The following is a 22,467-nucleotide window of genomic DNA, read 5'->3' on the forward strand; positions in this document are numbered from 1 at the left end:
GGAAGCTCAAGGTTCAACATGTGCATGTCTTGTGCAGGCGGTTTCAACCGGGTCGATGGTTGTTTTTTTTCGTCGCGCCACCGGGGTGCAACGGGTTTTTAGGGTTCAGCCTTCATGTCTTCAGTACTTTCTTCTGCATCTTGGCGTTCGGTTGTGCCGGACGAGTGGCAAGCAGAAGTGCAATCGAGGCTGCAACCCGATGAAAACGCTTCAGCATGGGTTTTGGTTGACCTCAACACGGCACTGAAGTTCCACAAAATTGCCTTGATTTTGACCGATCGGCGTATCCTTACTGCCACTTTGAGTGAAAAAAATTGGCAAAGCTGGCCCTTGGCCCAAGGTCAAAGCTTGCGCCAGTCGGACCACGCCGGAGTTGGGCAGCTCGAGCTCAGTGATGCGCAAGGGCGTTTGGCCGTTTGGCGTTTCACTTTGGGCCTGCAAGAGGCGGTTTTTCGGTGGGTAGCGCAGTTCGAAGCGCAGCAAAGCCACCGAGCCCAAATCCAAGGCGGTGTGCCCGCCGAATTGCAAGGCAGACCGATGCAGTCGGCCCATGTGGTGGTGTGTCCGGTATGCCAAGCGGGCATGTCTGAGGACGATGACGAGTGCCCCGTCTGCAGCCGTGAAGACCTGAACCCACCGTCCACCTGGACCTTGCTCAAAATCTGGCGCTTTGCTCGGCCTTACAAACGTTCTTTGTTGGTGGGTTTTTTGCTGACGCTGGCCTCGACCGCGGCCACCTTGGTGCCGCCTTACCTGACCATGCCGCTGATGGACGAGGTGCTGATTCCTTACCAAAACGGGGCCGACATCGATCCGGGTTTGGTGTCCCTGTACCTGCTGGGTTTGTTCGCTTCGGGTTTGCTGGCCTGGGGCCTGGGCTGGGCCAAAACCTACATCCTCGCGCTGGTGTCCGAGCGCATCGGATCCGATCTGCGGACCACCACCTACGAACATTTGCTCAAGCTCTCGCTGGAGTATTTTGGCGGGCGCCGCACCGGCGATCTGATCGCCCGCATTGGCAGCGAAACCGACCGCATCAACGTCTTCTTGTCGCTGCACCTGCTGGACTTTGCCACCGACGTGCTGATGATTTTGATGACGGCCATCATCTTGTTCTACATCAACCCCACTTTGGCGTTGGTGACCTTGTTGCCGCTGCCCTTCATTGGCTGGTTGATCCATGTGGTACGCGAAAGACTCCGTACCGGCTTTGAAAAAATCGACCGTGTTTGGGCCGAGGTGACCAACGTGCTGACCGACACTATCCCTGGCATCCGGGTGGTGAAAGCCTTTGCGCAGGAAGACCGTGAAGCGCAGCGCTTCAAGGATGCCAACCTGCACAACCTGCAGGTCAACGACCGGCTCAACCGTGTTTGGTCATTGTTCTCGCCCACGGTGACGTTGATGACCGAGATCGGCTTGCTGGTGGTCTGGGGCTTTGGCATCTGGTTGGTGTCGGACGACCAGATCACCGTCGGTGTGCTGACCGCTTTTTTGGCCTACATCGGGCGCTTTTACAGCCGCCTCGACGGCATGAGCCGAATTGTCTCGAACACCCAAAAAGCTGCCGCTGGGGCCAAGCGCATTTTTGACATCCTGGACCACGTCTCCAGCGTTCCTGAGCCACTCAACCCTGTGGCTTTGCCGCCCCAGGTCAAAGGCCACATCACGGTGCGCGACGCGGACTTTCGCTACGGCAACCGCGCCGTGATCCGCCAGCTGAACCTCGACATCCAGCCCGGCCAGATGATCGGTCTGGTGGGCCACAGTGGCTCAGGCAAAAGCACGCTGGTCAATTTGATTTGCCGCTTTTACGACCTCAGCGAGGGCGCGATCGAGTTGGACGGCAATGACATTCGCCAGCTCAAAGTCGCCGACTACCGCCGTCAGATTGGCCTGGTGCTGCAAGAGCCGTTTTTGTTCTTCGGCACCATCGCCGACAACATCGCCTACGGCAAGCCCGACGCCACCCGCGAAGAGATCGTGGCCGCAGCCCGCGCTGCGCATGCCCACGAGTTCATTTTGCGCATGCCCCAGGGCTACGACTCGCTGGTGGGTGAGCGCGGTCAAGGCCTGTCGGGTGGCGAGCGCCAGCGCATTTCGATCGCGCGGGCTTTGCTGATCAATCCGCGCATCCTGATCCTGGACGAGGCCACTTCGGCGGTGGACACCGAGACCGAAAAAGAAATTCAAAAAGCGCTGGACAATCTGGTGCGCGGGCGCACGACGATTGCCATCGCGCACCGTTTGTCCACCTTGCGCAAGGCCGACCGTTTGGTGGTCATGGACAAGGGCGTGGTGGTCGAAGAGGGCACCCACGACGCGCTCATGGCGTCTCAAGGTGCTTACTGGCGCCTGTACGAAGCGCAGCAGCGCCAAGCAGAGGCCGAGGCGGTGCTGGGCGGCAGCGACGAGGACAAGAAGGTGAGCGCATGAACCCGTTTGATTTGCAACGCGATGCCTTTGGCTGTTGGGTGCTGGTCTTGGCCGATGGCACGCGCCACAGCCCGGTGACTGCGCTGCGTGCCTACCCCGTGTCGGCACCCCACCAAGGCGTGGCCCTGATGGATGCCGATGGCCATGAATTGCTCTGGGTGCCCGATCTCTCAGCCTTGCCACCCAACTTGCAGACCACGCTGCGTGAGGCTTTGGATGAGCGCGAGTTTTTGCCTCAAATCCTGCGCCTGGACACTGTGAGCAGCTTGGTCACGCCCAGCACCTGGTCGGTTCAAACCGACCGGGGTGCCACACAATTCATGCTCAAAGGCGAAGAAGACATCCGCCGCCTGACCGGCACCGTGCTGCTGATCAATGACGCCAATGGTGTGCAGTACATGATCCGCGACCTGGCGGCCATGGACAAACACTCGCGCAAATTGCTGGACCGATTTCTCTGACTCGGCTCCAAAGAGGCGCGATGTCAGAGTGGCCAGACCGAGCCTTGCTCGGGCACCAGCGCACGCCACTTGATTTCGTGCTCAATGCGCTGGCGCAGCATGTCGGATGCCTCGCGCTCGCCGTGCACCACATACACCTGCCCAGGGGCGCTGGGCATCTTGTGCAGCCAGCTCAGCAGCTGGTTGGCGTCGGCATGGGCCGAGGCCGATTCAATTTGCGCCACCTCGGCCCGCACCGCCACATCTTGCGCGTGGATGCGGATGGTGCTGCGGCCACTGGCCAGCGCCGCGCCGCGCGTACCCGGTGCCTGGTAACCGGTCAGGATAATCATGTTGCGGTGATCGCCCGCGTACTGCGCCAGATGGTGCAAGACGCGCCCCCCGGTGGCCATGCCGCTGGCCGCCAAAATCACCATCGGACCGTGCCGCCGCGCCAGTGATTTGGACTGCTCGGGCGTCTCCAACATGGCCGCCACATGGTCCATGTGGCGCACTTCCAGTGTACTCAGGCGGTGCTCGCCGGGGTGGCGCTCAAACAAGGCCGTGGTGTGGATGGCCATCGGGCTGTCCAAAAAAATCGGCAAGCTGTGGGGTATTTCACCTGCGGCCTTGAGCTGCGCGATGGTGTGCAGCACGGCCTGCGCCCGCCCCACGGCAAACACGGGCACCACGGCCACACCGCCGCGAGCGGCCAGTTTTTTCAGGAGCGGCCCGAGTTCTTCGAACAGCTTTGCCTTGGGGTGTTGGCGGTCACCATAGGTCGACTCGATCAACACCGTGTCAGCCTGTGGCGGCGGCTCGGGCGGGTTCATCAGCGGGTCGTCGGGGCGGCCCAAGTCGCCCGAAAACAGAACGCGCCGCCCGCCCACATCCAGCAGCAAACTGGCTGCGCCCAAGATGTGCCCAGCGGGCTGAAAGCGGCACTTCCAGCCGCGGATCGGTTCGAACCACTGGCCTTGGTGCTCGGCGTGCAATTGTTTGAGGCTTTGGATGGCCTCTTGTTTGGTGTAGAGCGGCAGGGCCGGGGCGTGTTTGGAAAAGCCGTGGCGGTTGGCAAAAAATGCGTCTTCTTCCTGGATGTGACCGCTGTCGGGCAGCAAGATGCTGGCCAAGTCACAGGTGGCTGCAGTGGCATGCACTCGACAGCGAAAACCGTTTTTCACCAGCAAAGGCAAGTACCCACTGTGGTCCAGGTGCGCATGGGTCAACACCACCGCATCGATGTTCGCCGGGTTGGCGGGCAGGGGGCTCCAGTTGCGCAAGCGCAGTTGTTTGTAACCCTGAAACAAGCCGCAATCGACCAGCAGCCGTTTCTGGTTGTGCTCGATCAGGTATTTGGAGCCGGTGACGGTGTCGGCTCCGCCGAGAAAGGTGATGGTGGCGCTCATGCGCCTATGGTCATGCCAAAGGCAGGTCTGGGGTTTGACCTGGGTCAACCCGGGGCAGAAGCCCTGTTTGACGAATGTCTTCACATGGGCAGGCCTCAAGTGAGACCACGGTCAAGCTCGAGTGGTTACTCAGTGAGCCCAGAGTGTGAGAGGGGCTGCGGCGGGTGACGATTTTTGCGTACCCGCCATGAGGAACCCGCCGCAGCCCCTCTCGTACTGCCCAGCGAATCAGTTCACTTCAAGCTCCGAAGAAACCTTTGAGCTTGTCAGTCCAGCTCTCACCGCTGGGTTGGTGTTTGCCGCCGCCTTTGGAGAGTGACTCCTCAAACTCCTTGAGCAACTTTTTCTGGTGCTCGGTGAGCTTAACGGGCGTCTCCACGGTGATGTGGCAATACAGGTCGCCCGGGTAGCTGCCGCGCACACCCTTGATGCCTTTGCCGCGCAAGCGGAACTGCTTGCCCGTCTGGGTGCCTTCGGGGATGTCGATGGCCGCTTTGCCGCCCAGGGTGGGCACTTCGATCTCGCCACCCAAAGCCGCTTTGGAAAAGCTGATGGGCACGGCGCAATGCAGGTCGTCGCCATCGCGCTCGAAAATGTCGTGCTTTTTGAGGCGGATTTCAATGAACAAGTCACCCGGTGGCCCGCCATTGGTGCCCGGTTCGCCATTGCCCGCGCTGCGGATGCGCATGCCGTCGTCGATACCGGCCGGAATTTTGACCTCGAGGGTTTTTTGTTTCTTGACCTTGCCTTGCCCTTGGCAAGTGCCGCAAGGCTCGGGAATGATCTTGCCCGTGCCTCGGCAGTGCGGGCAGGTTTGCTGCACGCTGAAAAAGCCCTGGCGCATCTGCACTTGGCCCTGGCCGTGGCAAGTCGAGCAGGTCTTGGCGCTGGTGCCCGGTTTGGCGCCCGTGCCGTGGCAGGTGTCGCACTCGTCCCAGCTCGGGATGCGCAGTTGCGAGTCCTTGCCGTTGGCCGCTTCTTCGAGTGTGATTTCCATCGCGTAGCTCAGGTCGGAACCGCGGAAGACCTGTCGTCCACCGCCACGACCACCGCGCCCCTGGCCACCAAAGATGTCGCCGAAGATGTCGCCAAACGCATCGCCGAATCCACCAAAGCCTTCGGCACCACCGCGCATATTGGGGTCGACCCCGGCGTGGCCATGCTGGTCGTAGGCCGCGCGTTTTTGCGGGTCCGACAGCATCTCGTAGGCCTCTTTGACCTCTTTGAATTTGGCTTCTGCTTCTTTGGCCTTGGCGTCTTCACCCTGGTTGCGGTCAGGGTGGTACTTCATCGCCATTTTGCGATAGGCCTTTTTGATGTCATCGTCCGAAGCGTTTTTGGCAACGCCCAGCACTTCGTAAAAATCTCGTTTTGTCGCCATGGGGCCAATCCAACCGTTAGAACAAGAACGCCGCGAAGGCGATTCAGTCACCTGAATCAGCTTGCGCGGCGGGACTGCGGTCAAGCCGCAGGGTGTCGGGCATCAGCCCTTTTTGACTTCCTTGACTTCAGCGTCCACGACGTTGTCGTCCTGGGGCTTGGCGTCTGCACCGGCTGCACCTGCGCCCGCAGCGGCCTGCTGGGCTTGCATGTCGGCATAGACCTTTTCGCCCAGCTTCTGGCTGGCGGTCATCAGGGCTTCGGTTTTGGCTTCGATGGCGTCTTTGTCTTCGCCCTTCAGCACATCTTCCAGCGCCTTGGTGGCGGTCTCGATGGCTTCTTTCTCAGACGCCTCGATCTTGTCACCGTGCTCGGTCAGGCTCTTCTTGACGCTGTGCACAGCGGCTTCGCCGGCGTTGCGGGCCTGGACCAGTTCGAGCTTTTTCTTGTCTTCGGCAGCGTTCAGCTCTGCGTCTTTCACCATTTGCTGGATCTCGGCTTCGGACAGACCGGAGTTGGCCTTGATGGTGATCTTGTTTTCCTTGCCGGTGCCTTTGTCCTTGGCGCCCACATGCAGGATGCCGTTGGCGTCGATGTCAAAGGACACTTCGATCTGGGGCGTGCCGCGAGCCGCTGGCGGGATGCCTTCGAGGTTGAACTCGCCCAACAACTTGTTGCCGCTGGCGATGTCACGCTCGCCCTGGAACACCTTGATCGTCACGGCTGGCTGGTTGTCTTCAGCGGTCGAGAAAGTCTGTGCAAACTTGGTCGGGATGGTGGTGTTCTTGGTGATCATCTTCGTCATCACACCGCCCATGGTCTCGATGCCCAAGGACAAAGGGGTCACGTCGAGCAGCAGCACGTCGGTGCGGTCACCGGACAAGACCTGGCCCTGAATCGCTGCGCCCACGGCCACGGCTTCGTCAGGGTTCACGTCCTTGCGGGGTTCCTTGCCGAAGAATTCCTTTACCTTTTCTTGCACCTTGGGCATGCGGGACATGCCGCCAACCAAGATGATGTCGTCGATCTCACCCACCGACACGCCCGCGTCCTTGATGGCCATACGGCAAGGGGCGATGGTGCGCTCGATCAGCTCTTCCACCAGCTGCTCCAGCTTGGCGCGGGTCAGCTTGATGTTCAGGTGCTTGGGGCCTGTGGCGTCAGCGGTGATGTAGGGCAGGTTGACGTCGGTGGATGCCGAGCTCGACAGCTCGATTTTGGCTTTTTCTGCGGCTTCTTTCAGGCGCTGCAGGGCCAGCACGTCTTTGGCCAGATCGACGCCGGATTCTTTCTTGAACTCGGTGATGATGTGGTCAATGATGCGCTGGTCAAAGTCTTCGCCGCCCAGGAAGGTGTCGCCGTTGGTGGAGAGCACTTCGAACTGCTTTTCGCCATCCACGTCGGCGATCTCGATGATGGACACGTCGAACGTGCCGCCACCCAGGTCATACACGGCGATCTTGCGGTCGCCCTTTTCTTGCTTGTCCAAGCCAAAGGCCAGGGCCGCTGCGGTGGGCTCGTTGATGATGCGCTTGACGTCCAGACCGGCAATGCGGCCAGCGTCTTTGGTGGCCTGGCGCTGGGCGTCGTTGAAGTAAGCGGGCACCGTGATCACGGCCTCGGTCACTTCTTCGCCGAGGTAATCTTCGGCGGTTTTCTTCATCTTGCGCAGAATTTCAGCGCTGATCTGGGGCGGGGCCAACTTGTTGCCACGCACTTCCACCCACGCGTCGCCGTTGTCGGCTTTGGCGATGGTGTAAGGCATCAGGTCGATGTCTTTTTGGACTTCTTTTTCAGAGAACTTGCGGCCGATCAGGCGCTTGACCGCGTACAGCGTGTTCTTGGGGTTGGTGACGGCCTGGCGCTTGGCCGAGGCACCGACCAGAATCTCGCCGTCTTCCTGGTAAGCAATGATCGACGGTGTGGTGCGAGCGCCTTCGGCGTTCTCGATCACTTTCGTCGTGTTGCCTTCCATGATGGCCACGCACGAGTTGGTGGTGCCCAAGTCAATACCGATGATTCTTCCCATGTTGATACTCCGAAATTGGTTAAAAGTGCAATGTCTGGCAGTTGAGGCGGCTGGGAGGCTTTTCAAGTCCCCCTGCGCCAAAAAGGTTTTATTTGGGGGCGGTCACAGTGACCAGAGCCGGGCGCAACACGCGGTCGGCAATGGAATAACCCTTTTGCAGCACGGTGACCACGGTGTTGGGCTCCTGCGCTGCGGGCACCACGCTGATGGCTTGGTGGTGGTGCGGGTCGAACTTGGTGCCGGCGGCCGGGGCGATTTCAACCACTTTGTTGCGCTCCAAGGCGCTTTTGAGCTGGCGCAAAGTGGCTTCAGAGCCTTCGCGAATTTGCTCCAGGGTCACATTGGGGATGGCCAGACCGGCTTCCAGGCTGTCGAGCACCGGCAGCAGGCTGTCGGCAAAACCCTCGACCGCAAATTTACGGGCCTTGGCAATTTCGTCGTCCGCGCGGCGTCGGGCATTTTGCACATCGGCTTGGGCACGCAGGTACTGGTCGGCCAAATCGGCGTTTTGCGCCTTCAGGTTCGCAAGCTCAGCCTGGGCATCGGCCAGCGGGTCCGTGGTGGGCATGGCAGCCGCGGCAGCCAGTTCTTCGTCACTCAGGGGCTTGGGGTCTTGGTGTGGGGTGGCTTCTGACATGAACAATGTCCGCAAAAATGAATACCCCATTCATATAGGGGCGTTGTTTCCGGCTTCAAGGGGGGCTTTGCAGGTCACAGGCCCCGGGCATGAGGCCAAAGTGGCGCAAGAAAAACCCGCCCAAGGGCGGGTTTGCCTTAGTCTGTTCGCTTGGGGCTCAATCGAGGGACAGCAGTTCCACGTCGAATTTCAAGGTGGCGTTGGGCGGGATCACGCCGCCAGCGCCACGGGCACCGTAGCCCAGCTCGGCCGGGATGATCAGGGTGCGTTGACCGCCCACCTTCATGCCCGCAACGCCTTCGTCCCAGCCCTTGATGACCATGCCGGCGCCCAGGCCGAACACAAAGGGGTCGCGGCGGTCGCGGCTCGAATCGAATTTGGCCCCTTGCTGGCCATCCTTGTAGAGCCAGCCGGTGTAATGCACGGTGACATCTTGACCTGCGGTGGCGACAGCGCCTTCGCCCACGACGGTGTCTTCGTATTGCAGGCCGGAGGGGGTGGTGTTCATGGGGTTTCCTGTCAGAAAGGGTCCGGTGCCGCTGACGGGCAGCCGGGGTGTGGAAAACCCAAAATTATGCCAGTCCCGCCCACCTTCAGTTCGCCCCTTGGCGTTTCGCCAAATCGCGCATCAGCGCACCCATACCGTAGGTCCAAGCCGGTGCCTGGTCCGAGGAGGTGACCTGGTTGACCAAGGTGCCCAGTTGTGGAGTGGAGATGCTCACCACGTCACCCACCACATGGGTGAAGCCCTGACCAGGGCCATGGCGGTCTTGAGTGGGGGCGAACATGGTGCCCAAAAACAGCATCATGCCGTCCGGGTACTGGTGGTATTTGCCCATGGCTTGGCCCGCCAAGTCCAGCGGGTCGCGGCTAATTTGGCCCAGCGCACTGCTGCCTTGCATGACAAAACCCTCTGGTCCTTGCACTTTTAGGCTCAGTTCGCACTGGCGCACGTCGTGGATGCTGAAGTGTTCGTCAAACAAGCGGATGAAGGGCCCGATGGCGCAGCTGGCGTTGTTGTCCTTGGCCTTGCCGAGCAGCAAGGCGCTGCGGCCTTCGAAGTCGCGCAGGTTCACGTCGTTGCCCAAGGTGGCCCCCACCACCTCGCCACGCGAGTTGGCGGCCAGCACGATTTCGGGTTCGGGGTTGTTCCATTGGCTGCCCGGGTGGATGCCCACCCAGGCTCCGGAGCCGACCGCGCTCATGGGTTGCGCCTTGGTGAAAATTTCGGCGTCGGGCCCGATGCCGACTTCGAGGTATTGCGACCACATGCCCTGGGCCAAAAGCACTTCTTTGAGCTTGACCGATTCGGGGGAGCCAGGCACCACGCTGCGCAGGTTGTCGCCAATGACCGCCACCACGGCTTGGCGCACGGCCTCGGCGCGGCTGGCGTCGCCGCGGGCTTGCTCCTCAATCACGCGCTCGAGCATGCTGGCCACAAACGTCACGCCTGCCGCTTTGACCGCTTGCAGGTCGCAGGGCGCCATGAACCAATGCTGGTCGGCCTGACGTTGGGTTTCATCGCTGTTGGACAAGGCTTCGGAGGTGCTGGCCAGGCGCTTGGCTTGGCCCGATGCCAGGCAGGCGCGCACTTGGGCGGCGGCGTTGGGCAGTTCCAGCAAGTGGCTGGAGGTGATGGCCAGACCCGACAGGTCCAGCACGTCTTGTGGAGTGACGGCCACCAAAAAGGGGCCTTTTCCCGGCACCCACAAGCGGCCGATCAGCAAGGCCTGGTGCGCGTCTTGGGGCAATTGTGTGAGCAGCATGGTGAACACCTGTGGGCTAAAAAACCGCATGGTGGCAGACATCGGCACGGGGCGCTGTCACCCATGTCAAGCGGCCAAAGCTGGCCGCATTTGGCCGCACTTCGCCGAGGGGCGCATGGGACACCTGTTGTTTCAAGGTGGCTCGAACAGATCGGTGGCCAGTGAAACGATTGCTTGCAATTTATGTGGGCTGCTTCACATGGGTGCTTGCACCTGTCGGTTAGATTCAAAGACCTGTTCGACCCACTTCAAGGAATGACCATGCCCCTCAAAAATACGTTGTTGACCCACATGGGTGTTGCCACTTGCGCCGTGGCTGTTTTGTTGACCGGTTGTGCCAGCTCGTCTCAGGAACAAAAAGGGGCCGGAACGGGGGCCGTGATCGGCGCTGTGGCCGGACAAATTTTGGGGCGCGACAGCAAATCCACCGCCATTGGGGCGGGTCTGGGGGCCTTGGGGGGGTACATCTGGTCCAAGCAGATGGAAGACAAAAAGCGCGCCATGGAGCAGGCCACGGCGGGCACAGGCACCGTGGTCACACAAACGGTCGACAACCAGCTCAAGCTGAGCATTCCGAACGACATTTCTTTTGACACGGGGCGCGCGGACATCAAGCCCAATCTGCGCCCCATCCTGGACCACTTTGCCCAAGGCCTGAGCCAGCAAACCAGCATGGAGGTGCGCATCGTGGGCCACACCGACAGCACGGGCAGCGATGCCATCAACAACCCGCTGTCGGTCAACCGCGCCCAAAGTGCCCGTGACTACCTGGTTGGCCGGGGCGTGAACAGCAGCCGCATCAGCATCGATGGCCGCGGCTCACGGGAGCCTGTGGCCGACAACGGTACCGCCGAAGGGCGTGCACGCAACCGCCGCATCGATATCTTTTTGGCCGAGCGCGGTCAAAGGTAAATTTTTTGCAGCAAGGCCAGCAGCGTTTTTCGCTGCGCTGGCGTGAGCTTGGCGGTTTTTTCGATTTCGAGCTCGGTGGCCGTGCGTTCGGCTTGCGCCATCAGGGCTTGGCCTTTTGGGGTGGCGTGCAAACCCACGGCACGCCCATCATGGGGGTGCGGTTTGCGTTCGATCAAGCCGCGCGATTCCAGCGACTGGATCAGGCCCACCAAGTTGGGGGGCAAGAGGTTGAGCGTGGCGCACAGCTGGCGCGATGTCACGCCCGGGTTGTGGCCAATGGTGGACATCACCGAGAAATCCACGGGCTTCAAACCATAAGGGGCCAGGCGCTCCAGAAACAGCTCGATGATGCTCAGTGCTGCTCTTCGGGCGTTGTAGCCCATCAGGGTTTGCAAGTAACTCGTGTCCACCGTGTCCACCGCGAGGGCGTTGGGCTTGGCGCGGGGCGCCCGCGCCCGCCGAGCCTTGGCGGGCTGAGGTTCAAGCGGGGCTTGCGGCACGGATGCGCCAGACGCAGTGACTTCGGGGCCCGAGGTTTTCAGCGGTCGTGGAGGGGCGGGTTGACGGGGCATGGCAGCACAAGGATGAGGGCGGGATTATGCCGCCACGCACTGCTGCACGATGATGAAGGTTCGCATCTGGAACTCAGGCAGCACCCAGCTGCGCAGCGCCTGGGCCGGGGCCCTCCAACGCGCATCCGCATGGGGTGTGCTGGCGTCTACGCCCGCTTCGATGCGCAGCCAAGCCCAGTCCATCAGCACCAGTGCCACAGCGCGCAAATAGTCGTCGGCCACCCGGTAGGCCAGCGCCGCGTCTTTGGGCGCAGCCTGCACGATTTGTTGCGTGATGGCACGCAGGGTCTGGACGCGTGCCTGGGCGGGTGTGTGGGCTTTGCTGGCTTTGGCACCTGCAGGCAGGTCGGCTGCAATGGTGTCCAGCAAAGCGTTCATACCCGTGCCGCCATCGGCCAGCACCTTGCGCACCAAAAGGTCAATGGCCTGAATCTCGTTGGTGCCTTCGTAAATCATGGCCACGCGGGCGTCGCGCACGATCTGCTCAATGCCCCATTCGCGCACATAGCCGTGGCCGCCGAACACCTGCAGGCAGTCGCTGCCGCCGTGAAAGGCCTGGTGGGTGAACACCGATTTCATGACCGGCGTGACCAAGGCGCACCAGCGCTGTGCGGCGGCTTGTGTGTCAGGGTCGGGGCTGTGTTTGATCAGGTCGAGTTCCATCGCCGTGCGGTAGGCCAGTACACGACCGGCATCGACCCAGGCGCGTTGTGTGTCCAGAATTCGGCGCATGGCGGGGTGCTCGCCAATCAGGTCGGCTTCACCCGCGCTTTTGCCTCTGCCGGGTGCACGCATCTGGCGGCGCTCTTGTGCATAGGCATCGGCTTTTTGCCAAGCGGCGTCCAAGAGACCAATGCCTTGCAGGGCCACATGCAATCGGGCGGCGTTCATCATGACGAACATCGCGTTCAGGCCCTTGCCGGGCTCGCCCACCATCTGACACACCGCTTCGTCAAAACGCATGACGCAGGTGGGGCTGCCGTGCAGGCCCATTTTTTCTTCGATGCGGTCGCAGTGCACGCGGCTGCGGCTGCCGTCCGGGTAGAACTTCGGAACCAAAAACAGCGACAAGCCTTTGGGGCCGGGCGGCGCGTCGGGCAGGCGGGCCAGCACCAGGTGCACGATGTTGTCGGTCAGGTCGTGCTCGCCGCCCGAGATGAAAATCTTGGTGCCGCTGACGGCGTATTGGCCATCTGGCAGGGGCACGGCCTTGGTGCGGGCCAGGCCCAAGTCAGAACCTGCATGCGGCTCGGTCAGGCACATGGTGGCCAGCCATTCGCCGGTGGCGACTTTGTCCAGGTACAGCGCTTTGAGCTCGTCACTGGCGTGGTGCTTGATGCATTCGTAAGCGCCATGCAGCAGACCGGGCGCCATGGTCCAGCCGTGGTTGGCTGCACTCAGCATTTCGTACAGCATGGCTTCGAGGACGGTGGGCAGTCCTTGGCCGCCGTCTTCGGCGCTGGCGGCCAAGGCGGGCCAGCCCGCTTGCCAGAAGGATTGGTACGCGTCCTTGAAACCCGGTGGCATGGTGACCGCGCCGTCTTTCCACTGCGCACCGATTTCATCACCATCGCGGTTGAGCGGGGCGACGACTTCCCCCACGAACTTGCCTGCTTCATCCAGCACTTGCTGCATCAGTTCTGCGTCCACCTCTGCAAAGACTGGCAAGGCTTGCAACTGGGTGGGCGCGTTCAGGACGCGGGACAGCAAAAACTGCATGTCGTCGGTGCGGGGTTGGTAGGCGTTCATGGTCGATTTCAAAAACAAAGATTCAGGGCAAAGGGGCCGGTTTATTGGCAGGTGAAACTGTCGGCAGTTTCCAGTGAACCCTGGCCCTTGTATTTGGCAACTGTGGGGTAGGCACACAGAGGGCGGGTGCGTTGTGCGCTCCAGTTGGCGGGCAACTCGGCGTTCACACCACCGGCATTACCGGCCCCGCGCACTTGCGCGGTGATGCGCTCAGGGGCAATGCCTTGCTCCACCCATGCCACCAAAGGCGTGAGGGCGTCAAACTGGTCTGTCGCTGGGCCTGCGCTGCAATGGTTCATGCCGGGGATGGGGAAGTGGCGCACAAAATTGGCGCTGTTGGGCACCTCTTTGGCCACACGATCCACCCAGGCACGGGTGTCGGTTTCAGAAAAAACCGGGTCACTCACACCGTGGTAAAGCAAGACCTTGGCGCCGCGCTGTTGAACCTGTTTCATGTTGGCGGGTTTTGCATGATTCAAGGGCGTGATGGTTTCATCTGCGCTTTCACTGAACCCAGGAGGTTTGGCAAAAATACCGGCATACAAGTTGTCGTAATTCGAATCAAAAGCCTTGACTTCCCGTTTGGGGCTGGTGAACACATGGCTCAAAGCACCTGGGTCTAGGGCTTGTGAGAACACAAATTTCCAAGTGGCCCAGTTGGCGCCAGACACACCCGGGTCATACGGAAATGGGCTGTAGAAAGGGTTGCCATTCGTGGTTTGCCCCCCTTTGAAGACTTGAGCGATGACATTTTTTTGCATCACACTCAAGCACTTGCCATCACGCCCCGCCGTGCAATTGGGGATGTCCTTTTGCACGTCAAACGTTTTTTGGCAAGCCGCCACGTCCTGAACCATGCCGTCGGCGGCGCCATCGATGGCATCGCATTTGGCCAAAACGGCACGGGCCAAGACCTGTCGGTCTTCGGCGTTAAAGCCAGCGCCGATGTCGGGGAACTTTAAATTGGGATTGAACGGGTGGTTCACCGTCGGGCCTGCGGGCGCCAAGCTGTTCCACAAGGAAGAGCCCCAAAGTTGGGCCAAGGCGGCGTTGGGCAAACGGTAGCCCGGTGCACCTGCCAAGTAGCCGTCAAACTGTTCTGCATAGCGCGAAGCGGCCACCAAAGTGTGTCGGCCGCCGTTGGAGCAACCCGCAATGTAGGAACGATCCGGTAATTTGCCGTAGGCCGTTTTGATCAATTCCTTGGCCATGGGGGTGAGTTTGCCCACGGCGGTGTAGCCATAGTCTTGGCGTGCCTGCGGTTCAGAGCCAAAGTAAGGGTTTTGTCTGGGGTTGTGTCCGGCGTCTGAGCTGATGACGGCGAATCCTTGCGCGAGTGCGCCAGTCAAAGGCCCTCCACCCAACGCGCCCAGCGCGGGCTGAACGACACCATCCAAGCCGCCATTGGCCTGGTAGAAAAAGCGACCGTTCCATTCTTGGGGCAAGCGCATTTCAAAGCCAATCGCATAAGGCTGCCCATCGGCACCTTGACGCTCATGCATTTTGCCCTTGATCAAGCAGTGCTTGCCTGTTTTGTAGGCCGTGACTGCCGTGGGTTGTGGACCGGTGCGCACCGCCCCAGCCTGAACCAACTCGGCCGACTCCATGCGTGTCGCTGAATATTTGAACTGGTCACGCAGTTCATCGCACTGCAACAAAGAGCCGCTTCGTGCGGGTGCCAAGCTGGCCGGTGCTTGGGTCGTCAAACCGTCGGCACAGCCTGTCAGCCACAATAAACTTGCCAAAGCCATCAGTCGGATCATCATGTGCGCCCCTTGTACATGGTGTGATGACAGTGCGTCGTAGGGCACTGCCTGAGGAATCGAAAAATCAGAAGACCAGTTTGGACCTCTGGCAGGCAGTGATGGAGGTCACAGAGACCACCTCGATGGCCACGGTTTTGCGCTTAGCGCATGGGCCATCGAGGGTGTTTCATTCAGCGTTGGCTGTGAGATCAAGAGTCCACGCTGAAGCCGATGCGCTTGATCAGTGGACCCCAGCGTTCGAGTTCGACTTGCGAGCTCTTGAGCTGTTCAGCGGCAGAGCCTCCAAACGGAATCAGACCCACCACGCTCAGAGCGTCCTGCACACCCTTGTCTTTCAGCGCTGCGTTGACAGCGGTGTTGGCCGCTTGCACCACGTTGGCCGGGGTTTTGGCGGGGGCGTAAAAGCCGAACCACTCTTCCACGGTCAGTTCCGGGAAACCTTGCTCGGCAAAGGTGGCTACCTCAGGCACAAAGGGCGAGCGGGTTTTGCCCGAGGTCGCCAAAATGCGCATCTTGCCGGCTTTGTGGTTGGCAATGAAGTCACCATGCGGGGTGAACATGCAAGCGATCTGGCCGCCGACCACGTCGGTCACACCGGGCACCGAACCACGGTAAGGCACATGCTTGAACTCAAAGCTCTGGTTCAGGCCGAGCAAGGCCCCAATGAAGTGGGGTGTGGAGCCTGCCGCAGGCGAGCCGTAGCTGGCTTGCGCCGGATTGGCTTTGGCCCAGGCGATGAAGTCCTTCACGTTCTTCACACTGGCCGGCACCATAGGGCCCACGGCAAAACCGTGGTGGATCATGGAGGCGGTGCCCACGGGTGTGAAATCATCAAACGGCTTGTACTGCAGGTTTTTGTAGATGTGGGGGTAAAGCGAGATGGCCGAGAACGGGGTCATGGCCAGCACCGAGCCGTCGGCGGGCGCGCTTTTCAGCAGGTTCAGGGCAATTTGACCGCCTGCACCCGGCTTGCTGTCGATGATGCCGGCGTTCTTGCTGTAAGGCGTGCCGCCAAATTTCTCGGCCACACGGCGGGCGCAGATGTCACCCGAGCTGCCGGGTGGGAAGCCGTAGAGCACTTTGACTTGCTCAATGGGCAAGCCACTTTGCGCCCAGGCTTGCTGGAATGCGGTGCTGCCCAAAATGGCGGCACCGAGGGTGGATTGGATGAATTCGCGACGGTTGCTCATGCTTGTCTCCTCTTCGGGGTGGTTAAAAAATCGAAAGAAAAATGGCTGTTCCAGCCATCAACGGGGGGATGCGGATAAAGACTTGGCCGCTTTGTCAGCCGAGCCCTCCAGGCCAGCCAGCAAGGCTTTGCTGTTGCCGGGGATGACCATTTGAAATTGGTTCTCGACAAATGTGTAGTCGTAGTAGCCCATGCGTGCCAAGGGTTGGATTTTGAGCACATCGATCAGGCCTTGGCCATTGATGATTTCGTCGTCGATGTGGATGGCGACCACACGGCCAAACACCACATCGGCGCTGCCCATGGGCGGCTTGCCGGGAAAGCGCAGACTGTTCAAGTAAACACACTCGAACTGGATGGGTGAGCCCTTGACGCGCATGGGTTTGACCAAACGGCTGGGCAGTTTGGTGAGGCCTGCGCGGTCAAATTCGTCGACGCCGTGAGGCACTTCTTCGGCCGAAATGTTGACCGCCTCGCGCAGAGCGTAGGTGGCCATGTTCCAAACGAACTCGCCGGTTTGTTCGGCGTTGCGTACCGAGTCTTTGCGCTCGCCTTGGGTGGTTTGGTTGGCGCTGAACATGACAATGGGGGGATCAAAGGTCACGTTCTGGAACTGACTGTAGGGCGCCAGGTTGTGGCGGCCTTGTGCATCCACGGTCGAGATCCAGCCGATGGGACGAGGAATCACACACGACTTGAAGGGGTCGTGCGGCAGTCCGTGGGGGGTGACACCGGGTTCGTAGTACATGGCTCAGATTCTTGCTTCAGCTGCACAAGGCTTTGATGTCCTCGGGCACTGGGATGGCTTTGATGCGGTCGGAATCGTCAGGGTGTTTGATGCAAAAAGCGCGCACCTCGGTGCCTTCGCAGAGCACCGTCTCGCCACGCATGACCACATGCTTGTGCACAAACACTTTGTCGCGCCACTCCTGAACGCTGGTGTGTACCTGGATGGTTTCGCCATAGGTGGCGGGGCGGATGAACTTGGTGTTGATCTCCAGCAAGGGTGTGCCGATGATGCCGCGCGTCTTGACCAGCTCACGCCAAGGCGGAATGCCGCACTTCATGAAGAAGTTCAAGGACGAAGCGTCCATCCATTTGGAAAAATTGGGGAAAAAAACGATGCCTGCCGGGTCGCAGTCACCGAACACCACTTGTACGTCGTAGACAACGGTTTTGCTCATATTCTGCTTTCAGCGAGGGGCCATGCGCAGCGCGCCATCAAGGCGAATGACTTCGCCGTTCAGGTGGTCGTTGTGCACGATGTGGCAGGCCAGTTCGGCAAATTCGCTGGGCTTGCCCAGGCGGGCAGGGAAGGGGATGCTGGCGGCCAGAGATTGCTGCACCGGCTCGGGCAAGCTGGCCAACAGGGGTGTCTTGAACAGGCCGGGCGCGATGGTGCACACCCGGATGCCGTGCTGCGCCAAGTCGCGTGCCATGGGCAGTGTCATGCCCACCACACCAGCCTTGGAGGCGCTGTAGGCCTGCTGGCCGACTTGCCCGTCAAATGCGGCAACGGACGCGGTGAAGACCATCACGCCACGGGCCCCGTCTTCCATGGGGTCGAGCTTGGCGCAAGCGGCTGCAAACAAACGCGCTGCGTTGTAAGTGCCGATCAGGTTGACGTTGATGACCTTGGCAAACTCCTCCAGCGGGGCGGCATTGCCGTCTTTGCCGACCACGCGCTTGGCGGTGCCGATGCCCGCGATTTGCATCAGGATGCGGGCCGGGCCGTGGGCTGCTGAGGCAGTCTCGATGGCTTTGGCCATGCTGTCCGGGTCCGACACGTTGCAATGCACCGCTGCGCCGCCAATGTCTTTGGCCACGCGCTCGGCGTTGTCCATGTTGAGGTCGAGCACCGAGACCTTGGCGCCCAGGCGGGCGAGTTCACGGGCGGTGGCTTCCCCCAGACCGGAGCCACCCCCGGTGACCAGAGCTGCTTGTCCTTGGATGTTCATGGTGTGTCTTTCAAAATGTTGGGTGATGTTCAGACCGCTTCGGGGTTTTCGATCAACAGCGCAATGCCTTGCCCGCCGCCCACACAGGCGCTCGAGATGCCGTAACGCAAACCACTGCGTTGCAACTCACGCGCCAGCGTGATGGTCAGGCGCACGCCGGTGGCGGCCAGGGGGTGACCCAGCGCGATCGCGCCGCCGTTGACGTTGAGCTTGGACAAGTCGAGACCCAACTCGCGGCCCACTGCCAAGGTTTGGGCGCCTTGCGCTTCATTGATCTCAAAGCGGCCAATGTCGGACAGTTTCAGACCCGTGCGCTCGAGCAGCAAGCGAATCGCAGGCGCGGGGCCAATGCCCATGATTTCGGGGGGTACGCCCACAGCGGCTGCGGCGACCACACGGGCCAAAGGTTTCTTGCCATTGGCTTTGGCATAGGTGCCTGAGGTGACCACACAAGCCGCTGCGGCATCGACCAAGGCCGAGCTGTTGCCACCGGTTTGCACACCACCTTCGTAAACGGGCCGGAGTTTGCCCAAGACATCTGCAGGGGAGATGCGCGGGTGCGTGTCGGCGTTGACCTCGGTCACTTTGCCTTGCAACTTGATGCCGCGAGCAATGTAGCCTTCAAGCTCGAATTTTTCGGTGACCACCGGCACGATCTCGCCCGCATGAAAACCTGCGGCCTGGGCGGCCACGGCTTTGGCAAAGGAGTCGCACGCGAACTGGTCCACTTCTTCGCGGGTGATGCTGTATTTTTTAGCCAGGTTTTCAGCCGTCTGGATCATGTTGATGCCTGCGGCCGGGTCTTTCAGGGCTTCCCACATGAAGTCTTTGAAGCCGACGGGCGCACCCAGTTTGAAACCGGTGCGGTGGTCAAAGGCGGCAATCGGGTTGCGCGTCATGCTCTCGGTGCCGACCACCAACGCGGCCTCGCACACACCCGCCTCAATCTGTTCGCCCGCTTGGCGAAACAGCTCAAAGCCGGTGCCGCAGATGCGTTGCACCATGATGGCGGGCACCTCTTGGGGTACACCGGCATACAGGCCAATGTGGCGCGGCAATACAAACTGGTCAAAGTCACCCGGCGCCATGTTGCCGGTGATCACGGAGCCGATCTCGGTGGCGGCGATGCCTGCGCGTTTCAACGCCTCGCGAGCGGCCTTGATGCCCAAGTCGGTGGGCGAGATGTGGCCCAAAGCGCCGCAGTAATCGACCATGGGTGTGCGCACACCCTCGTGCATCCACACATCGGCAAACGCGTTGAAAAATCCTTTGGCGCTCATGTCAGTTCTTTCAGTGTTGTGTCGCAGTACACCCGAGTGGGCGGCGACAAGGGGTTATTGGGGTTGGAGGATGTGGGGCAGCGTCCCCTCGTGCAAAGCCGCCACGGTGGTCGCGCGGTGGGCCAACACAGATCGCTGGTTGATCGAGCCCTTGTCGGTGATCTCGCCCTTGTCAATCGTGGGCGGCTCAGACAGCAGGCAAAGGCGGGCAATGCGGTTGGCGCTGCCCGTGGCGCTGAGGGCCAGGGTGTTGACGACGTCCTGAAACTTGGCCAGCACCGGCGCCGAGGCCAGCACGTCTGCCAGCGGCGCCTCAGCGGGCAGGCCGCTCAATGCGCGCACCGCCGGTGTCGGGAAAATCATGGCCCCAACTTCTTTCAGGTTGATCCCAGTCAGCACCGCGTCTTGGATGTAGGGTGCGCCCGCTGCAATGATCTTGGCCCGCAGCGGCCCCACGCTCACAAAGGTGCCGGTGGCGAGCTTGAAGTCTTCGGCAATGCGACCGTCGAACTTCAAGCCCAAGTGCACATCGCTTTCGTCGATCCACTTGACCGCGTCGCCGGTCTTGAAGAAACCTTCTTCGTCGAAAGCGCCCGTGGTCTCTTGCGCATTGCGCCAGTAGCCGGGGGTGATGTTGGGGCCCCGGTAGCGCACCTCGGTTTTGCCATCGGTGTCCACCAGCTTGAGCTCCAGTCCGGGCGTGGGCACACCCAGGTCGCCCGCTTGCACAAAGGGATTGGTCACGAAGATGCCAAACGGGCCCGACTCGGTCATGCCCAGGCCTGTGCCCATGACGATGCGCTCGCCCACTTCACGCTCTTGGCTGGCGTAGAGGCTGTCCCAGATGGGTTGGGCCAAAGCGGCACCCGCATAGAAGAACATTTGCACGCGAGACAGCAGCGTTTTGCGCAGCTGGTCGTCGTTTTGCATGGCGTGGGCAATTGCTTCAAAACCGGTGGGCACATTGAAGTACACGGTGGGCGCGATCTCGCGCAAGTTGCGCAAGGTCTCATGCATCAGCGCGGGTGTGGGCTTGCCGTCGTCGATGTAGAGGGTACCGCCGTGGAACACGGTCATGCCAAAGTTGTGGTTGCCACCAAAGGTGTGGTTCCATGGCAGCCAGTCGACCAGCACCAGTTCTTGCTCGGCCAGCACGGGCATGGACTGCGCCATCTGTTGCTGGTTGGCGCACCACAGGCGGTTGGTGTTGATGACGGCCTTGGGCAGCTTGGTGGAGCCGCTGGTGAACAAAAACTTGGCGATGGTGTCGGGGCCGGTGGCGGCCATGGCGGCATCCACTGCCGGTGTGGCGGTGGTGGCGCACAAGCTGTCAAAAGCTGTGACTGTGCGGCCTGGCACATCGCCCTCACACATCACCACTTCCATGTCCTCACCCACGGTGGCGGCGATGGCTTTGGCATAGCGGGCGTCCGAGGCAAACACCAAGCCGGGCGTGACGGTGCGCAACACATGTTTGAGTTTGTCGTAATCCACGCTCACCAGGGAGTAGGGCGGCGAGGTGGGCACATAGGGCACACCTGCAATCAGGCAACCCAGGGCCAGCAAGGCGTGTTCCAGGCTGTTTTCACTCAGGATCACCACTGGGCGCTCAGCATTCAGGCCTCGGTCGAGCACGCTTTGCGCAATGCTGCGCGCTGTTTGCCAGGCCTGTGCATAGGTGATGTGCCGCCAGTCGCCCAGCGTGCCGTCGGTGTTTTTCACACGACGGGCCATGAATGTCTGATGGGGCTTGGTGTGTGCCCAGTGTTGCAGGCGGTCGGTCAGGCGATCCGGAAACGCCTGCAGTGCCTGATCGGCTTGCAGGTAGCGCGTGCCGGGCTCGCCGTCGCGCAGTTGGACGCGGGTCACGCCAAATTTGAGAGGTCGGAATTTGGGGGCGTTCATGCGCGTCTCCGGTTCAGCTTTTTTGCACCTTGGCCGCCTTGCCTTCGAGGAAGGCACGCACCCGGGCTTTGGCTTCGGGGGCCGCTTGTGCGATCGAAGCCATGAGGGCTTCGGTGAACAGGCCGTGGTCTGCAGGTTGCTCGGCAATGCGTGGCATGGCGTGTGTGAGCGCGAAGTTGGTCAGAGGGGCATTGGTGGCAATGCGGGTCGCCAACTCGATGGCCTTGGTCAGTGCGGTGCCGGCAGGCACGCGGTATTGGGCAAAACCCACGCGCTCGCCTTCTTGTGCGTCGTACACACGGCCGGTGAGCATCATGTCAACCATGCGTGCCGTGCCGATCAGTTTGGGGACACGCACTGAGCCGCCACCGCCCACAAAAATGCCGCGTGTGCCTTCGGGCAAGGCGTAAAACGTGCTGTCGTCGGCCACGCGGATGTGGCTCGCGCTGGCCAACTCCAAGCCGCCGCCCACCACCGCGCCGTGCAAGGCGCACACGACGGGCACGCTGCCTTGTTCTACCGCGTTCAGGGCCACATGCCAGCCGCGTGAGTGGTGAATGCCTTCGCCTGCATCGCGCTCTTTGAGTTCTGACAGGTCGAGCCCGGCGCAAAAGTGGTCGCCTTCGCCATGGATCACGGCCGCGCGGGCCTCAGCGGGCAGATTCTGGAACACATCACGCAACGCTTCGATCAGCGCGTCGTTGAGCGCATTGCGCTTGGCCGGGCGGCATAGCCGCACCACGGCCACAGCGCCTTGCATCTCCAGGGCCACGCCGTTAGCGGCTGCACGTTCGAGGATCGGGTGGGTGGATGGGGTCATCGAAGTAGGTCCTTGGCAGGTCAGGTTCAGAAGGTGCAATAAAGTTATTGCTGATAACCATATTGTGCGTACCGGAACGGGTTGGGGTGCTTGGTGTTTACCCTAGTTCCTCGGGCTTTTTGTGCCCAACCTTGAGGCTGGATGTGTCCTGTGCGCGTGGCCCGCAACAGGGCGCACAGGCCCCACAGGCATGGCCTTGCGCGACTGGCTGAATGGTGG

The 22,467-nt window shown here is 61.1% G+C and carries 19 protein-coding genes; 3 read left to right on the top strand and 16 right to left on the bottom strand.

Annotation, left to right across the window (positions count from 1 at the left end; translation table 11 throughout):
• The first annotated feature begins 114 nt into the window (after window positions 1–114).
• A complete protein-coding gene (locus L63ED372_RS04835; RefSeq protein WP_062403947.1) occupies window positions 115–2,436 on the top strand; it encodes a cyanophycin metabolism-associated ABC transporter in 2,322 nt (773 codons plus the stop codon).
• On the top strand, window positions 2,433–2,897 hold the full coding sequence (locus L63ED372_RS04840) for a cyanophycin metabolism-associated DUF1854 family protein (RefSeq protein ID WP_062403949.1): 465 nt from the start codon (window positions 2,433–2,435) through the stop codon (window positions 2,895–2,897). The genes L63ED372_RS04835 and L63ED372_RS04840 overlap by 4 nt, the downstream gene beginning before the upstream one ends.
• Window positions 2,898–2,920: 23 nt before the next feature.
• On the opposite strand, the gene L63ED372_RS04845 is transcribed toward L63ED372_RS04840, so the two are convergent.
• The 6 genes from L63ED372_RS04845 to L63ED372_RS04870 all read right to left on the bottom strand — a co-directional run bounded on the left by L63ED372_RS04845 (window position 2,921) and on the right by L63ED372_RS04870 (window position 10,139).
• On the bottom strand, window positions 2,921–4,285 hold the full coding sequence (locus L63ED372_RS04845) for an MBL fold metallo-hydrolase RNA specificity domain-containing protein (RefSeq protein ID WP_062403951.1): 1,365 nt from the start codon (window positions 4,283–4,285) through the stop codon (window positions 2,921–2,923).
• 238 nt (window positions 4,286–4,523) lie between these two features.
• Entirely contained in the window at window positions 4,524–5,666 is a 1,143-nt protein-coding gene (gene dnaJ / locus L63ED372_RS04850) for a molecular chaperone DnaJ (protein WP_062403953.1), read from the bottom strand.
• A 102-nt stretch (window positions 5,667–5,768) separates the two neighbouring features.
• Entirely contained in the window at window positions 5,769–7,694 is a 1,926-nt protein-coding gene (dnaK, locus tag L63ED372_RS04855; RefSeq protein WP_062403955.1) for a molecular chaperone DnaK, read from the bottom strand.
• A gap of 88 nt (window positions 7,695–7,782) precedes the next feature.
• Window positions 7,783–8,331, bottom strand: coding sequence for a nucleotide exchange factor GrpE (gene grpE / locus L63ED372_RS04860; protein ID WP_062403957.1), 549 nt, complete (start codon window positions 8,329–8,331; stop codon window positions 7,783–7,785).
• Window positions 8,332–8,488: 157 nt separating this feature from the next.
• Window positions 8,489–8,839: an FKBP-type peptidyl-prolyl cis-trans isomerase gene (locus tag L63ED372_RS04865; protein ID WP_062403959.1), complete on the bottom strand. Its 351-nt coding sequence runs from the start codon at window positions 8,837–8,839 to the stop codon at window positions 8,489–8,491.
• Window positions 8,840–8,924: 85 nt separating this feature from the next.
• On the bottom strand, window positions 8,925–10,139 hold the full coding sequence (locus tag L63ED372_RS04870; RefSeq protein WP_442915147.1) for a fumarylacetoacetate hydrolase family protein: 1,215 nt from the start codon (window positions 10,137–10,139) through the stop codon (window positions 8,925–8,927).
• A 219-nt stretch (window positions 10,140–10,358) separates the two neighbouring features.
• Between L63ED372_RS04870 and L63ED372_RS04875 the strand changes: the two genes are divergently transcribed.
• On the top strand, window positions 10,359–11,009 hold the full coding sequence (locus L63ED372_RS04875; RefSeq protein ID WP_231624563.1) for an OmpA family protein: 651 nt from the start codon (window positions 10,359–10,361) through the stop codon (window positions 11,007–11,009).
• Here the strand turns inward: L63ED372_RS04875 and L63ED372_RS04880 are convergent.
• From L63ED372_RS04880 to L63ED372_RS04925, 10 genes are all read right to left on the bottom strand, one after another.
• The gene (locus tag L63ED372_RS04880; protein WP_442915148.1) at window positions 11,000–11,581 is read right to left on the bottom strand and encodes a MarR family winged helix-turn-helix transcriptional regulator; all 582 of its coding nucleotides are present in this window, start codon (window positions 11,579–11,581) and stop codon (window positions 11,000–11,002) included. The two genes, L63ED372_RS04875 and L63ED372_RS04880, sit on opposite strands and share 10 nt — an antisense overlap.
• 24 nt (window positions 11,582–11,605) lie before the next feature.
• On the bottom strand, window positions 11,606–13,330 hold the full coding sequence (locus L63ED372_RS04885) for an acyl-CoA dehydrogenase family protein (RefSeq protein ID WP_062403961.1): 1,725 nt from the start codon (window positions 13,328–13,330) through the stop codon (window positions 11,606–11,608).
• 41 nt (window positions 13,331–13,371) lie between these two features.
• Entirely contained in the window at window positions 13,372–15,096 is a 1,725-nt protein-coding gene (locus L63ED372_RS04890) for a tannase/feruloyl esterase family alpha/beta hydrolase (protein ID WP_062407651.1), read from the bottom strand.
• Between the two features lie 188 nt (window positions 15,097–15,284).
• On the bottom strand, window positions 15,285–16,286 hold the full coding sequence (locus L63ED372_RS04895; protein WP_062403963.1) for a Bug family tripartite tricarboxylate transporter substrate binding protein: 1,002 nt from the start codon (window positions 16,284–16,286) through the stop codon (window positions 15,285–15,287).
• Window positions 16,287–16,343: 57 nt separating this feature from the next.
• Window positions 16,344–17,033 (bottom strand): flavin reductase family protein, encoded by a 690-nt coding sequence (locus L63ED372_RS04900; RefSeq protein WP_062403965.1) that lies wholly within the window; start codon window positions 17,031–17,033, stop codon window positions 16,344–16,346.
• Between the two features lie 16 nt (window positions 17,034–17,049).
• Entirely contained in the window at window positions 17,050–17,469 is a 420-nt protein-coding gene (locus L63ED372_RS04905; RefSeq protein ID WP_062403966.1) for an acyl-CoA thioesterase, read from the bottom strand.
• Between the two features lie 9 nt (window positions 17,470–17,478).
• The gene (locus L63ED372_RS04910) at window positions 17,479–18,243 is read right to left on the bottom strand and encodes an SDR family NAD(P)-dependent oxidoreductase (protein ID WP_062403969.1); all 765 of its coding nucleotides are present in this window, start codon (window positions 18,241–18,243) and stop codon (window positions 17,479–17,481) included.
• Window positions 18,244–18,272: 29 nt separating this feature from the next.
• Complete coding sequence (locus L63ED372_RS04915; protein WP_062403971.1) at window positions 18,273–19,523, bottom strand: thiolase family protein; 1,251 nt, start codon at window positions 19,521–19,523, stop codon at window positions 18,273–18,275.
• 54 nt (window positions 19,524–19,577) lie between these two features.
• Window positions 19,578–21,428: a feruloyl-CoA synthase gene (locus L63ED372_RS04920; protein WP_062403973.1), complete on the bottom strand. Its 1,851-nt coding sequence runs from the start codon at window positions 21,426–21,428 to the stop codon at window positions 19,578–19,580.
• A gap of 13 nt (window positions 21,429–21,441) precedes the next feature.
• Window positions 21,442–22,188 (bottom strand): crotonase/enoyl-CoA hydratase family protein, encoded by a 747-nt coding sequence (locus tag L63ED372_RS04925; protein WP_197275352.1) that lies wholly within the window; start codon window positions 22,186–22,188, stop codon window positions 21,442–21,444.
• Window positions 22,189–22,467 lie beyond the last annotated feature (279 nt).

The sequence above is a fragment of the Limnohabitans sp. 63ED37-2 genome, from assembly GCF_001412535.1.
Taxonomy (GTDB): Bacteria; Pseudomonadota; Gammaproteobacteria; order Burkholderiales; family Burkholderiaceae_C; genus Limnohabitans_A.